Raw genomic sequence first — 1,728 nt, 5'->3', positions numbered from 1 at the left:
CTGGTGCCCCGCGCCGGAAAGGGGCCCCACCAACCCCGACCGCCAACCAGGCGGCCACCCCTCCCGGCCACCCACCAGGGAGAAACACATGAACAACCCGTCGAAGATCGAACGGCTCTACGAGCCCGTTATCGACCAGCACGAGTCGTGGATCGCCGTGAACGGAGTCCAGGGCTGCAACAAGGGATGCGGGTACTGCTTCCTCGAGGACCGAGGCCTGACCAGGGTCCGCCCGGTCGAGCTCGCCACGCCCGCCAAGACCCTCGAACTGTTGCTGGACAGCCGCTACTACCGGCCGACCAGTGTCCTGGCCCTCTACACCTGCACCGACGCCCTGTCCACGCCCCGCACCCGCAAGCATCTCACCGAACTGCTCGATCTCTTCGTCGAGCGTGGACTGCGCAACCCGGTGTGCCTGATCACCAAGTGCGGCTTCACCCCGGACGTCCTCGAGTGTCTGACCCGTACCCGAGCGGCCGGACTGCCCGTCATCGTCTACCTCAGCTACTCCGGTCTGGGACCTGACGTCGAGCAGGGCATCAACCACGACGCCCTCAGGGCGAACTTCCCCGCCCTCCACGCCATCGGCATTCCGGTCATCCACTACTGGCGCCCGTTCCTGCCGCAGAACTCCACTCCCGAGGCAGTGCACCGCGTCCTCGGGCTGGCGACGCAGTACGCGCAGTGCTCGGTTGCCGTCGGCCTCAAGGTCAAGCCGGGCGCCCGCGACCAGATGGCACCGCTGTGGCCCGCGCTGAAGGACCCTGGCCTGGACGTGGAGAGTGCCTCCTCGGTCTGGCCGGCCACCATGCGCGAGACGGTGTTCGGTCTGGCACAGCACTACCGCGACTACCCGGTCTTCGAGACCAACTCGTGCGCTCTGTCCCACGTCCTCAAGCAGCCGGACACTTCCAACATCCTGGGCTCGTCCGTCTGCCAGTCCAACCTCTGCCCCTTGTCGCAGCGGGAGCGGTGCGCGATCGGACGCCCGGGCCAGGTCACCCGCGCCGGGATCGACGCCCACCTCGCGCAGATCGGCATCCCTGGTACTCCCTACGACTGGGAGCCCCTGACCCGCACGATGACCGTCAAGGTGCCGATGACCGCGGGCGACTGCAACAGCCTCGCCCACACCCTGAGCATTCGCGTTCGAGCCGAACGGAGTTCGTCCGACCACTACTGGCCGGGCAAGGGCTCCACCACCGGGCTGCTGATCATCGACAACTGATCCATAGGCTGCCCGCCCCGGGCGGCCGTAGGGCTGGATCACCCTCTGGGTCCGGGCACTGCCCCGGACCCAGAGGGTGATCCGTCTGCGAACAGAACCTCGCAGGCACCACACGTTGCACGCGCGAACCACCAGCACGCTTCCGGCGGAACCGGAGGAGTAGAGGCGCGATGACAGCCGCACAGCCCCTGCCACCGGCGCCGTGCTGCGCCAGCACGCTACGGAGTAGGCGTCGCCTCATGCGCCAGGCCGGCATGCGGGGCGTCAGCCCGCGCTGGTCCACTGGCGGCCGATCCCCGGCAGGCCGGCACTGCCTTGGTCGCCCCCTGCGGGGGCGGCTGTGCTGGTGGCCCGGTGGCGTTCACCGTCCCGGTGGCGTCGGCCCTGGCGGGCCTTTGGCCACCGTGGGCCACCGGGCCTCGGACACGCCTTCGGCGTGGCTGCCTTGTCCGCCCGGTGGGGTGGGGCGGTGGCGTCGGCCCTGGCGGGCCTTTGGCCAC

The 1,728-nt window shown here is 69.4% G+C and carries 1 protein-coding gene; it reads left to right on the top strand.

Annotated features, from left to right (window positions below):
* Window positions 1-88 precede the first annotated feature (88 nt).
* Complete coding sequence (locus ACFV04_RS43675; protein ID WP_380350270.1) at window positions 89-1,228, top strand: hypothetical protein; 1,140 nt, start codon at window positions 89-91, stop codon at window positions 1,226-1,228.
* Window positions 1,229-1,728: the final 500 nt, after the last annotated feature.

Source organism: Kitasatospora sp. NPDC059599, from assembly GCF_042735125.1.
Lineage (GTDB): Bacteria > Actinomycetota > Actinomycetes > Streptomycetales > Streptomycetaceae > Kitasatospora.
This window is presented reverse-complemented; position numbering and strand designations above follow the sequence as displayed.